The organism is Streptococcus sp. SC1 (genome assembly GCF_030272855.1).
Lineage (GTDB): Bacteria > Bacillota > Bacilli > Lactobacillales > Streptococcaceae > Streptococcus.
The window spans coordinates 267,367-280,715 of record NZ_JAQCMU010000003.1 but is presented as its reverse complement, the minus strand read 5'-3'; the positions used below and the strand labels follow the sequence as shown (position 1 = coordinate 280,715).

8 protein-coding genes are annotated in these 13,349 nt (G+C 45.7%); all 8 read right to left on the bottom strand.

Going from position 1 to position 13,349, the window contains the following annotated elements; genetic code table 11:
• A partial coding sequence (locus PAN94_RS06590) for a GbpC/Spa domain-containing protein (RefSeq protein WP_502963013.1) occupies positions 1 to 4,213 on the bottom strand: 4,213 nt, incomplete at its 3' end.
• 284 nt (positions 4,214 to 4,497) lie between these two features.
• Positions 4,498 to 5,376, bottom strand: a complete 879-nt coding sequence (gene truB, locus PAN94_RS06585) for a tRNA pseudouridine(55) synthase TruB (protein ID WP_285875205.1) — start codon at positions 5,374 to 5,376, stop codon at positions 4,498 to 4,500.
• Between the two features lie 12 nt (positions 5,377 to 5,388).
• Positions 5,389 to 6,660, bottom strand: coding sequence for a DUF2130 domain-containing protein (locus tag PAN94_RS06580; protein ID WP_285875204.1), 1,272 nt, complete (start codon positions 6,658 to 6,660; stop codon positions 5,389 to 5,391).
• A gap of 92 nt (positions 6,661 to 6,752) precedes the next feature.
• Positions 6,753 to 8,498, bottom strand: a complete 1,746-nt coding sequence (locus tag PAN94_RS06575; RefSeq protein ID WP_048791822.1) for an ABC transporter ATP-binding protein — start codon at positions 8,496 to 8,498, stop codon at positions 6,753 to 6,755.
• On the bottom strand, positions 8,491 to 10,257 hold the full coding sequence (locus PAN94_RS06570; protein WP_285875202.1) for an ABC transporter ATP-binding protein: 1,767 nt from the start codon (positions 10,255 to 10,257) through the stop codon (positions 8,491 to 8,493). The genes PAN94_RS06575 and PAN94_RS06570 overlap by 8 nt, the downstream gene beginning before the upstream one ends.
• Before the next feature lie 18 nt (positions 10,258 to 10,275).
• A complete protein-coding gene (locus tag PAN94_RS06565; protein WP_285875201.1) occupies positions 10,276 to 10,887 on the bottom strand; it encodes a TetR/AcrR family transcriptional regulator in 612 nt (203 codons plus the stop codon).
• Positions 10,888 to 11,213: 326 nt separating this feature from the next.
• The gene (gene proC, locus PAN94_RS06560) at positions 11,214 to 12,014 is read right to left on the bottom strand and encodes a pyrroline-5-carboxylate reductase (protein WP_285875209.1); all 801 of its coding nucleotides are present in this window, start codon (positions 12,012 to 12,014) and stop codon (positions 11,214 to 11,216) included.
• A gap of 2 nt (positions 12,015 to 12,016) precedes the next feature.
• On the bottom strand, positions 12,017 to 13,279 hold the full coding sequence (locus PAN94_RS06555) for a glutamate-5-semialdehyde dehydrogenase (protein ID WP_285875200.1): 1,263 nt from the start codon (positions 13,277 to 13,279) through the stop codon (positions 12,017 to 12,019).
• Positions 13,280 to 13,349: the final 70 nt, after the last annotated feature.

Genomic DNA, 13,349 nt, shown 5'->3' with positions numbered 1-13,349 from the left:
TGTTGTTGTCTACTACCTTAGCTAGTGGAGATTTACCATCCTTACCATCTTTAACGATAGTAGATGAGGTTACTTCATCTGGATCCAACTGACCGTTGCCATTCTTATCAAGACCAACTTTAACAGTATGAGTACCGTCGTTGTTGTCTACGACTTGAGCCAATGATGGCTTACCATCTTCACCTTTTGCTCCTGTAGCTCCAGTTTCACCTTTATCGCCTTTAGCTCCGGTCGCACCTGTAGCACCAGTGGCACCGGTTGCGCCAGCTTTTCCATCCTTACCATCTTTGATGATTGTAGATGATGTTACTTCGTCTGGATCAAGCTCACCATTACCGTTCTTATCAAGTCCGACTTGAACTGTGTGCGTGCCATTGTTGTTATCAACAACTTTAGCCAATGGAGACTTGCCATCCTTACCGTCTTTAACGATGGTAGATGAGGTTACTTCGTCTGGATCGAGCTGGCCATTACCGTTCTTATCAAGACCAACTTTAACAGTATGAGTACCGTTATTGTTGTCTACGACTTGAGCCAATGATGGCTTACCATCTTCTCCTTTAGCACCAGTTGCGCCTGTTGCTCCAGTTTCACCTTTATCGCCTTTGGCTCCGGTCGCGCCTGTAGCACCAGTTTCACCTTTATCGCCTTTTGGTCCTGCTGCACCGGTTGCTCCTGTTGCGCCCTTATCGCCTTTAGCTCCAGTTGCTCCTGTAGCACCGGTTGCACCAGCTTTTCCATCTTTAATGACTGTAGAAGATGTCACTTCATCTGGATCAAGCTGGCCGTTGCCGTTCTTATCAAGACCAACTTTAACAGTGTGTGTACCGTTATTGTTATCGACTACTTTAGCTAGTGGAGATTTACCATCCTTACCGTCTTTAACGATGGTAGATGAGGTTACTTCGTCTGGATCGAGCTGGCCGTTATTGTTCTTATCAAGACCAACTTTAACAGTGTGAGTGCCGTTATTATTATCCACGACTTGGGCTAATGATGGCTTGCCATCTTCACCTTTGGCACCAGTTGCGCCTGTTGCTCCAGTTTCACCTTTATCGCCTTTGGCTCCGGTCGCGCCTGTAGCACCGGTTGCCCCAGCTTTTCCATCCTTACCATCTTTGATGATTGTAGATGATGTCACTTCATCTGGATCCAACTGGCCGTTATTGTTCTTATCGAGTCCGACTTGAACAGTATGGGTGCCGTTGTTGTTATCAACAACCTTAGCTAGTGGAGATTTACCATCCTTACCGTCTTTAACGATGGTAGATGAGGTTACTTCGTCTGGATCGAGCTGGCCATTACCGTTCTTATCAAGACCAACTTTAACAGTATGAGTACCGTTATTGTTGTCTACGACTTGAGCCAATGATGGCTTACCATCTTCTCCTTTAGCACCAGTTGCGCCTGTTGCGCCCTTATCGCCTTTAGCTCCAGTTGCTCCTGTAGCACCGGTTGCACCAGCTTTTCCATCTTTAATGACTGTAGAAGATGTCACTTCATCTGGATCCAACTGGCCGTTATTGTTCTTATCGAGTCCGACTTGAACAGTATGGGTGCCGTTGTTGTTATCAACAACCTTAGCTAGTGGAGATTTACCATCCTTACCGTCTTTAACGATGGTAGATGAGGTTACTTCGTCTGGATCGAGCTGGCCGTTATTGTTCTTATCAAGACCAACTTTAACAGTGTGAGTGCCGTTATTATTATCCACGACTTGGGCTAATGATGGCTTACCATCTTCTCCTTTAGCACCAGTTGCGCCTGTTGCTCCAGTTTCACCTTTATCGCCTTTAGCTCCAGTGGCGCCAGTAGCGCCCTTATCACCTTTTGGTCCTGCTGCACCGGTTGCTCCGGTTGCGCCAGTAGCGCCCTTATCACCTTTTGGTCCTGCTGCACCGGTTGCTCCGGTTGCGCCTGTAGCACCCTTATCACCTTTTGGTCCTGCTGCACCGGTTGCTCCGGTTGCGCCTGTAGCGCCCTTATCACCTTTTGGTCCTGCTGCACCTGTGGCTCCGGTTGCGCCTGTAGCGCCCTTATCACCTTTTGGTCCTGCTGCACCGGTTGCTCCGGTTGCTCCGGTTGCGCCAGTAGCGCCCTTATCACCTTTTGGTCCAGTTGGTCCCGCATTACGTTTGACAACCATGATGGTATCTACAGGATCAACGTAATTATGTCCCTTAAATCCTCTTACAGTTCCACCATTTTTAAGTGTCTCAAGTTCTTGAGCTGTAAACTTAGGATTCGGTACGTCATTTAGGTTTTCTGGTTTTGGTCCTACAACAATAACCTGTCCGTCTTTACCTTGTTGGTAAACAATCTGAGAACCAGTTTGATTGTCGAAGGCGCGTTTTTGATCTGGAGTGGCATTCTCATAATCTACGACTCTGACATTATGTGGAATGTCCATAACAAATCTGTCATAAGATTTTTCTGGTTCTGGTGCTGGAACTTCATTGACATAAGCTGCTGGAGTATAAGTCAAAGTAGGGTTAGTTACGACGTTATTCGCTTTTACGTTGGTATTGAATGAGAACCATTGGCGAACTGGACGTGGCCAGAATCGACCAGGGTTAGTGGTGGCAATATCAAAGCTCAATGATGTACCACTTGTAACTTTTGCAGCACCCGCTCCCCAGAATTCATTTGGATTACCTTGTTGGTCCCATTGATATTCAGTTTGGCCTTTATAAGAGTTATTCTTACCATTTGCATAGTACCAACCATTTGCCTGTGGAACGATAGAAGAACCTACAATTTGTACATTCTGCATATTTGAGCTCAAATTACCATAAATTTCAGCGTAAATATCGTCCCCGTGGTGGTTACGTGAAGCGAAAGAAACAACACCAGGTGTTCTGCCAAAGTCTACCTTAGTGCCATCCGCATAATAGAATTCCCATTCCATATGCAACTGGTTTCCAGTTCCTTTACGATCATAGCTAGAGCCATTCCAAACTGTCATAGTTGGGTCTTTATGGATAGCCATTACCATACTATCATCATAAGCCGAACTCTTCTTAGGCGTATATCTAGCAACAGCTTTCGTAATAGGTCGACCACCAGCAAATGAGTTGTTCAAGGTGTACTCCACTGTTGTGGTTCTACCAACTTGCGTATGAACCATGTAGTAGCCATCTGTGGCATCTTTGATGATTCGCTCTGCTGGCGGTTGACTTGTGTCAGCTCTGGTTATAACCGCATTCGGTTGAGTTCTTGTCCCATCACTCCACTCGTTATAGCTTCGACTATCCAAGGCTTCACGAACATATTGATTGCGGGCTAAGAGTGTACTGTCTTTGACGAACCAGTCTCCTTGTGCCAGGCTAATCTTAGCCGTTGCGTTTGGCTCATCAGAGAACACGAGGTTTTGTGGAGCAATTTGTTGCAAACTTCCTTCTTGACCAGTTAGTTGTTGAGCTCTTCTTTTATCTGCCAAGTATTTATTGATCTTTTCGCTCATGGTTCGAGCTTCAGCATTTTGAAGGTCAGCTGCTTGACGTTCTAACTTGCGTCTTTCTTCATCAGTTGTTGCAGTACCAAAATTTCGAAGTGGATTCGGTGTAACCGGCAAATTCTCTGATGCCGCGGAGTCCAACTGAGTTTTCAAGGCATTCGCTTGAACTGTAGCTAGATTACCATCTTGAGTAACAGTATAGTCAGATCCTTGGCGAGCAGCACCAGTATTTCTGAATCCTGATGTGCCACTAACACTTCTGAATCCTGATGTGCCTGAACGCTTAGGTTGTGCGGCTGCACTAGTTTCAGAACTTGTTGTTTTTGCCTCTGATTTTTCTTCTTTTGGCTCAGTCTTTTCTTCTGCTTTAGCTTCTTTCGGAGCGCTTGTTTCTTCTGACTTTTCGTCTTTTGAAACAGCAGCTTCTTCTGCTTTAGCTACTTCTTCAGTGCTAGGCGCAGCTTGTTCTTTAGCTTCAGTTGCTTGAACATCTGCACTTACTGACGCAGTATTCTTTTCAGGTTCAGCTTGTGCTTCAGTTACCGGTTTATCAGACTCTTTTTCATCTGAAACTCTAGCAGCTTCTGCTACTTGAGCTGCTTGGTCTTGTGCAGAAGGACTAACTTCTTGTGCACTTGCAACTCCCCCTCCTAGAAAGAAAATACTTGATCCTAGAAAAACTGAACATGCGCCCCATGCTCTCGTCTTACGAATTGTAAAACGTTGCCTTTCTATTTTCTTCCAGTCTTGTCCCATGTATCGGAACCCTCCTTATTATTTAAAATTGTCACTCCCTACAGTGTAACATATAAGTGGGATTTAAGCAATGATAATCCCCTGTTTCCACTCCATCATTTTTTTACCAGAATGTTTAAATTTGGAGTGCTTTTATTTCAGATATATATCATATTATATAAGTGTTTTCTATGTCTTTTGGGACAAAATTTTTGTCCATTTTTAACTTCAAGATTTAATTAATTATTCCAGTCATATAAAAGATCCTGAAAATAAATTTCAGGACTCTGATATGTTCAATATGATCAAAGAAAAACTTTTTTAGGTTTATAACATTCTTCCCTTTTTTCTAAGATGGCGATAAGCTTACCTTTATGAAAACCAGCCAAGATTGTTGCCGCATTTTCAATGAAAATAAAGCGACCAAAGCGGACTTCCTCTAGCTGTTCAGCCGTCAGTTCAATCTTGGGTAGATCACCTGTCCCCAACTCCAAAGGCTGAAGAAATGTAAAATCCTCCACTGCTACTCGCTCCGCTATTTCCTCCAAGGTCAAGGCATCTTCTAAGCTCATACCTGCTGAAGAAGTCCTTGTCAGCTGGGACATGTGACTGGCAAAGCCCAACTTGGCTCCCAAATCAACAGACAGGGTTCGAACATATGTTCCCTTGCTGCACTTGACCCGAAAGCGAAAACGAGCTTGCTCATCTTCATAGGAAATCGGACTGGTGCGTTCAAAGCTATAGATGGTCACTTGCCGCTCGGGACGCTCCACTTCTTGACCTGCACGCGCATACTCATAAAGCTTGCGACCATTGACCTTGACTGCAGAGTACATAGGCGGAATCTGGCGAATCTCACCAGTCATGGACTCCATCGCTTCATCGATGAGAGCTTCTTCTAAAAGTTCCGTCACTGGCGTCCGCTCAAGAATGTCTCCGCTGGCGTCCTCTGTCGTCGTTGAGCAGCCCAGAGTAATCTCCCCCTCGTAGATCTTTCCTTCCTCCTGCATAAACTCGACCAAGCGTGTCGCCTTGCCCACAGCAATCGGAAGTACCCCGACTACATCTGGATCCAAGGTGCCCCCGTGACCAATTTTCTTCGTTCCTAAAATTTTGCGCAGCTTAAAGACAGCGTCATGCGAAGTCATTCCCGCTTCTTTTCTTAAGTTGATAATTCCGTTCATTGTCTTTTTTTCTTACTTCTCCTTTAAAGCTTCAAACTTAGCTTTCATGGTAGGATTTTTGCGAGTCAGTTTTTTGACAGAGACATCGTCCAGTTTGTTGTTTGCTAAGCGCAGCTGGTTTTCAGAGGTCGTCAGGAATTTCTTGATTTCTTCCATCCGACGGATAGCCTTGTCAATCTCTTCGATGGCCTTGCCAAAGTTGGTCGAAGCAGACTGATAGTTCTTGGCGAAAGCTACTTTAAAGGCATCCAAATCTTCCTCAAAATGCGTAATATCAATATTCTGCTCCCGCACCAAGGCCAGCTCCTGCTTGTATTGGAGCGAGTTGAGCGCAGCATTACGCAAAAGGGTAATCATGGGCAGGAAGAACTGTGGTCGGATAACATACATCTTCTCATAGGCATAGGACACATCGACAATACCTGAATTGTAGAGCTCGCTGTCAGTCTCAAGAAGTGTCACCAAAATGGCATACTCACAGCCTTTCTCCCGCCGGTCCTTATCCAGCTCTTTGAAGAAATGCTCGTTTTTCTTCTTGGTCGCTGTCTCATCGCCTTCATTTTTCATCTCAAACATGATGGAGAGGATTTCTACACCATTTTCATCCACCTCACGGTAAATGTAGTCACCCTTGCTGCCTGTTCTGGCATCATTGTCCTTGCCAAACTCCGCTCGCGGAAACATGGCCATACGATTCTTGTTAAACTCGTACTCACAGTGCTGTTCCAAACTCTCGCCTATCATTTTAGTAGACTGCTTGGCTTTGAAATCCTTATAGAACTCTATGGTCTCATCTTTCTGCCGCAGCTCTACCTCATAGCGCTCTTTAAGCGAGGTCTGAGCCAGCGCTGCTTCCTTTTCTTGCAAAACTAGCTGATTCTTAACCTCGTCGCGCTCTTTTTCCAGCGCAGACAAGGTCTTTTGCAATTGATTTTCATGCTCCAAGCGCAGAGTTGTCAGCTGACTTTCCAATTGCTGGACTTCCTTATCCTTCTCCTGCAATTGAAGACTAGCTGCCTGCTCAGCCTCTTTCTTTGCCAATTCCTGCTGGGTCTCAAACTGAGCAATTTGACTTTGAAGATTGCTAATTTCCTGCTCTTTCTGCGATAGCAGGGCTTGTTGAGCATTCTGGGATTTTTGCTCTGCTAAAGCCAGTTCCTGCTCAATCCGAGCATGAATTTCCTTGTCAAACTCTGCAGTCCGAACCTGCGACAAAAGCTCACTGTACTGGCTCTCATTGACAGTAAAAACCTCCCCACAGTTGGGGCATTTGATTTCGTTCATGGCTACCTCATTCAAGATTTTTCTCTACTTCATTATATCATTCTTCCCTTTAAATGAAAAACAGCAAGCCGTTAGCCTGCTGTTTCAGGTTATCACTCCTCCATCTCAATCCGCCAGCTGGCGGCTGTTTTTCTTTCTTGGATAAATTTGCTGTAGATACCTTGTTTGGCCAGTAAGTCTTGGTGTTTGCCTTGCTCGACAATGCGGCCTTGATCCAGCACCAAAATCTGGTCTGCATGCTCAACTGTCTTGAGTCGGTGGGCAATCATGATAATGGTCTTATCGCGAGTCAGAGCCTGAATAGCCTGCATGAGGGCTTCTTCGTTTTCTGGATCAACATTGGCTGTTGCTTCATCCAGAATGATAATAGGCGCATCCTTGATAATAGCTCGCGCAATGGAAATGCGCTGACGCTCACCTCCAGAAAGACTGGCACCTCCTTCACCAATCTTGGTATTATAGCCATCAGGCAGTGAGAGGATAAAGTCATGACAGGCGGCTTTCTTGGCAGCCTCTATTACTTCTTCCTGACTGGCCTCCGGCTTGCCAAAACGGATGTTATTAGCAATAGTATCCTCAAAGAGATAGACGCTTTGGAAGACAAAGCTGAAATTGCGAATCAGGCTGTCATAGCTGTAATCCCTAACATCATGTCCGTCCAGACTGATACTTCCTTGATCCACATCCCAGAAGCGGGCGATGAGGTTGCAGAGCGTTGTTTTGCCCGATCCAGATGGTCCGACCAAGGCAGTTGTCGTTTTTTCTGGAATGGTGAGGGAAACTCGGTCAATGATTTTCTTATTTCCATAAGAGAAGCTAACGTCTCTCAGCTCAATCCGGCTGCTCTCAGGCTCAATATCCTGACCGCTGATGTCCATCGGCTGGATAGCTAAGACTTGATTGACCATATCAACCGACAGATCAACAATGCGTAGGAGAGAAGAGAAAGAGCCAACGCCGTCTAGATTTTCATAAATCATAAAGCCACTGACAATCATCATAATGGTTACCAGCAGCTCCATACTGCCATTGAGATAAAAATAGATAGAGAAAAGACCCATAAAGAGACCGGTCAGCTTGGTCACCATGCCCTGGAGGGCAATGTAAGGTGAGGTCACGAGTGTCATTTTAGTATCTAGCTGACTCTTTCCTTCAATAGCCTTGGACAGCTTCTTGACAGAACGGTTGACCAGATTGTAGTTCTTAACTTCAGCAATTCCTTGGCTGTACTCCAAAACAACGGCTACCAGGTCCATATCCGCCTGATACTTGTCATCAGAAACCTTGCCAACTTGCCAACGCATGAGGGTATTGGGCAGGAGAAAGAGGACGAGACCCGCCAAGAGAACCAGTCCAACCCGCCAGTCATAGAGAAAGACCAAAATAGTGATGAGGCCAGTCGTCAGAAATCCCTGCACAGTTATCATAACCACTCGCGTAGCTACATCAGACAACCCTTCCAGCGTATTAGTCGTAACACTGGTAATCTTGCCCAAGCTATTTTGATTAAAGTAACCCATGGGCAGATAGCGCATGTGCTCGGCAATTTCAATCCGCTTCTGAGCACAGGTATGATAGCCCGCTTCCGTCTGAAGCATGGTGATTTTTAGAGTAATCCAGACGTTTAGTACAGTGGATACCAGCATGATAGCCAGAGCCAGCCAGAAGGTCTGCATAGAGAGATTCTTCTCAATCAGTCCCATAACGACTAGACCGATTGCTGGGATACGCAGAGCGATGATAAAGGACTTGATGACGCCCAGATAAATGGATTGATAAAATTTCTTACGGTCCTCTGCCGTACAGAAATCAAAGAATTTCTTCAGTATATTAAGCATGGGTCAGCCCTCCTTCCATCTCATCACTATCCCTAGTAGCTATATGGGCCTGCCACATGGAAGCATAAAGTGGACTGGCTGCCAGCAATTCTTCATGCCGGCCTCTAGCTTCAATCCGACCATCATTGACCAGGACTATCTGATCTGCACTCATAATCGTAGACAGCCTATGAGCAATGACAATCAAGGTCCGTCCCTCAATCAGACGAGCTAGACTGGACTGAATCCGTGCTTCATTTTCCGGATCTGTATAAGCAGTCGCTTCATCCAAGATAAGAATCGGCGCATCCTTGAGCATGGCACGGGCGATGGCAATCCGCTGACGCTCCCCACCAGATAGATGACTGCCACCAGAGCCTACCTGAGTTTCAAAGCCATCTTCCAAGTTCATGATAAAGTCATAACAGCCACAGCGACGGGCAATTTCGATAACCTCTTCATCAGAAGCTGCTGGATTTCCCATCCGGATATTTTCCATAATAGTCTCATCAAACAGATAGTTATCCTGGGTCACGTAAGCAATCTGCCGACTGTAATAGTCTAGCGGAAGCTGACGAATATCCAAGCCACCATAGGTAATCTGACCAGAACTGACATCCCAGAAAGAAGCCAGGAGCTTGGCAATTGTAGACTTACCTGAGCCTGATGGCCCAACTAAAGCATTGATGCTGCCAGCCTTAATATTTAGCGAAATACCATGCAGTACTTCCTCTTCATCTTTATAGCCAAAGCTGACATCCGTCATGACCAGATCCCTTCCTTTTGGAAGTTCTCTCAGCTCCTGAGGCCTTTTCAAATCAGGCTTTTCCAAAATATCAATGACTTGGCCAAAAATAGTCCCGATTTTCCGTAAATCATCCATGTAACTAGCCACTAAAATCAGAGGAGTCAGAAGACTAAGCGACAGAATAATCATCAGAATGAAATTGCTAGCAGTCAAGCTGCCTTGCAGATAGAAATAACAGCCAGCCGGCAGCAGAAAGAGTAGGCCTGATGGCAAAAATGCAGTCACAATGCCCATCTCTAGATTAAACTTGCGCATCCATTCAATAAAGCAGTCTGCTCCTTCTCTAGCAGCCGTCACAAACTTATCGTATGAAAACTTTTCTTTGCCAAAGACCTTGATGACCTCAATCCCATTGATGTATTCCACCGCTGTATCATTGAGTTTTTTGGTCTTGACCAGAGTATTTTGATAGTCCGCTTCGCTATTGACAGCCATTCGCATATAGGCCAGCGCCACGATGGGAATAGTCAGGAGAGACAGCAAGGTCAGCCGCCAATCAATAACCAGCATGACAATGAGAACAATAATCGGACCAAAAATCCCAGCGGTAAACTCTGGAATCAGGTGAGCCAAGGTCGTTTCGGTCGCATCCACCCGCTCAACGATAATGTTTTTATAACTGCCTGATGACTGACTAAGCACTGTACCTAGAGGCAGCCTAGCCAGCTTGTTTGTCAGGCGGTGCCGCATTTCCGCTAAAATCTTAAAAGTAGCCATATGTGACAGCATGGTGGAAATACCGTGGAATCCCCAGTAGCCAATCCAGGCCAGACCTGCCCACGCTGACTGCTGCAGGTAGAAATCCCAGTTTTTATTGCCAGCCAAGAGCTGATTAATCATTCCGCCAATAAAGAAATAAGGCAGAAATCCTGAAAGCACAGAGGCAAAGGCAAAGATCAGACTGAGCACAAAATATATCTTATGAAGGGAAACAAAGTCCCAGATCCAAGCAAGAACAGATTTTTTCTTCATAGAATTTCCTTCTTTCTATCAAAAACCTAGCAAACCTCCCCAGTCAAACAAGTCCATGATGGAATGGCAAAATTCCAGCGCCTGCTCTTGGGGCCAGTCTTGAGCCAAGGGCTCAAATACAGCTGTGTAATAAGCTGTCATGCACGATCGCAGAAACTCGTGTTTGACCAAATGATTGATCTTCCCCTCTTTGTAAGCCAGCTCCAAATAGCGATAAGTCTCGTCTGCAGCCACATGAGGCAGACGCATCCTGAAGCCCGCTTGCGAAGACCCCTGAGATTTAAAGAGCAAAAGCTGCACAATATCCTTATGCTCATAGAGAATCCGCATCAGGGACTGGAGATCCTCCAAGCGATGGGCCCACATATCAGACAGATGTCCCTCTTCTAGGAAAGCATAGTCACGTCGCTTCTGCTCTTCCCCATACTGGTCTAAGGCTGTCAGAGTAGGCTCAACCAGGGCAACAAAGAGACTGTCCTTACCCTCATAGCGCTTATAAAGAGCCCCAGTCGTCAAGCCAGCCGCGCTACAAATTCTCCGCAGTGAAGCATCCTGATAGCCATAAGCTAAGAACTCACTCCTCGCGCTTTCCAAGATTTTTTCGTTTAACTCATCTGTTTCTTTTTTCATGCTTTCGATTTGATAACACTGTTATCACCTTTCTCCTTTTATTATAAATTCTGACAATTTAACTGTCAAGGAAAAACAAAAGAAATATGGGCTGAGCTGTTGATTTTTTAATCTACTTCTTCTTAGAGCAAAGTCTCCATCTATGTCATCCACAGGTTTACTTTCACTTGACTTAGTAAGGATAAGTTTTTTGAAAAATAAAAAGACACTCGTACTGGCTTTAAACAAGCCATCTACGAGTGTCTCTCTGCACTACTTATATGATGATATATCATATCTCTTTACGATTCTATTTTTTCTTCAAAAGAAGCAAAATGTCAATTCCTCTACTTACCAAGTTCTTGTGTCCTTTGATAGGCAGCTTGAACGGCTGCCATGACCGTTCCTCGAAAAGCATTTTCTTCCAGACTAGCTACCCCGGCGATGGTCGAACCAGCCGGACTGCAGACTTGGTCTTTGAGTTGAGCCGGATGTTGCCCACTGACCTGACTAAGCTTAGCAGCGCCTAAAAGGGTCTGATTGGCCAGTTGAAGGGCTATGTCGCGACTAAGTCCTGCTCGGACACCAGCGTCCGCTAAGGCCTCAATAAAGAGATAGACGAAGGCTGGTCCACAGCCAGCAAGAGCTGTCGCCGCATCCAACTGTTTTTCCTCTAATTTGACCAAAAGGCCAGCAAAAGAAAGAAGTTCACGCAACATGTCTTCATCCGCTTGCTTCGCCTGCTGGGATAAGGCATAGCTAATAACGCCCTCACCTACGGCTACTGGTGTATTAGGCATGATCCGAAGCCAACGATGGTGGCTAGGTGTCAATTTTTCTAACGTTCCCAAAGGCAGACCAGCAGCCATCGAAACCAGCAGAAGAGAATCCCGTTTGTCTAGAATTTCTTGATACTCAGCCAGCAAGTCAGCAAATTGAGCAGGTTTGATGCCCAGAAAAATCACCTCTGCCTGAGCAAAAACTTCTGCATTACTGACCGGCTGCCCACCAACTTCCGCAGCAATCTTTTCAGCTTTGTCTCGACTGCGGTTGGCTAGAAGTAATTTGCTTCTATATCTTTCATCTTGGGCAACTAGGCGAGCAAGACTGCCGCCCATATTTCCCAGACCGATAAATCCAATTTTCATCATTATTTCCTCACTTGACCAGTTCCTTGGATGACGTATTTATAGCTGGTCAACTCTTTCAGCCCCATAGGACCTCTAGCATGCAGTTTTTGAGTAGAAATCCCCATTTCGCAGCCAAGGCCAAATTGACCGCCGTCTGTAAAGCGGGTTGAAGCATTGACATAAACTGCTGCGCTATCCACCTGCTCTGTGAAGTAAGACGCCGCTGCATGGTTCTCTGTCACAATGGCATCCGAGTGATGGGTGCTGTGAGCTTCAATATGTTCCACCGCTTCTTCCAGCGAGGAAACCAGCTTGACCGCTAAGATATAGTCCAAAAATTCGGTATCAAAATCTTCCGATTTAGCTTGTGTTCCTGAGATATACTGAGCTGCTTTCTTATCCAAACGTAGTTCAACAGGGTTTTCTTGCGCAGCATCTCGATCTGTTACCAAGGTCTTCTGCAAACGTGGTAAAAAGTCAGCTGCAATCTCTTCATGAACCAATAGTACCTCCATAGCATTGCAGACTGAGGGGCGACTGGTCTTAGCATTCTCAATAATCGCCAAAGCCTTGTCTTGATCAGCATTCTTATCTACATAGATATGGACAATTCCAGTACCTGTCTCGATAACTGGCACGGTAGCATTTTCCACGACCGCCTGAATCAATCCGGCACCTCCACGAGGGATGAGCAAATCCAGATAGCCCTTGGCCTTCATCATAGCCTGGGCGGAAGCACGGCTAGTATCAGAAACCAACTGGATACAATCCGGCGAAATCTTCGTCTGAGCCAAACCTTCTTTCAGAGCTGTGACAATAGCTAGCGCTGTCTGATAGGCATCCTTGCCGCTTCTGAGAACGACTGCACTACCACTTTTTAGGGCAAGAGCCGCAGCGTCAGAGGTGACGTTAGGCCGGCTTTCGTAGATAATGCCAATCACGCCCATAGCCACTCGCTTTTTACTGATGACGAGGCCGTTCTCAAGCTCGGTCCTTTCCAAGACTTGGCCGACATGATCCTCCAAGGCAATCAGCTGGCGAATGCCCTCTGCCATGGCGGCAATCCGCTCCTCATCTAGATAGAGGCGGTCCAGCATGACATCTGAAATTTTACCTTTAGCCGCTGCCATATCCAGTTCATTGGCTGCTAAAATATCAGCACGAGAAAGCCAGAGCTGCTTTGCCATTTCTTCCAAAGCATGGTTTTTCTCAGCAGTTGTAGCCGTGTTGATTGATTTTTTTGACTTTTTTACAATTTCAAATAATTCTTGTGTCGAGGTCATAGCGCCTCCTTTCGTAAGATACAATAATTTCTTTTTACAATTGATAAAGATCTCGGAGAGTTCGGGAAAA

Excerpts from the sequence above, each read along its gene's own strand:
- truB (WP_285875205.1), bottom strand. The coding sequence starts at position 5,376 with ATGAACGGAATTATCAACTTAAGAAAAGAAGCGGGAATGACTTCGCAT.
- PAN94_RS06580 (WP_285875204.1), bottom strand. The coding sequence starts at position 6,660 with ATGAACGAAATCAAATGCCCCAACTGTGGGGAGGTTTTTACTGTCAAT.
- PAN94_RS06575 (WP_048791822.1), bottom strand. The coding sequence starts at position 8,498 with ATGCTTAATATACTGAAGAAATTCTTTGATTTCTGTACGGCAGAGGAC.
- PAN94_RS06570 (WP_285875202.1), bottom strand. The coding sequence starts at position 10,257 with ATGAAGAAAAAATCTGTTCTTGCTTGGATCTGGGACTTTGTTTCCCTT.
- PAN94_RS06565 (WP_285875201.1), bottom strand. The coding sequence starts at position 10,887 with ATGAAAAAAGAAACAGATGAGTTAAACGAAAAAATCTTGGAAAGCGCG.
- proC (WP_285875209.1), bottom strand. The coding sequence starts at position 12,014 with ATGAAAATTGGATTTATCGGTCTGGGAAATATGGGCGGCAGTCTTGCT.
- PAN94_RS06555 (WP_285875200.1), bottom strand. The coding sequence starts at position 13,279 with ATGACCTCGACACAAGAATTATTTGAAATTGTAAAAAAGTCAAAAAAA.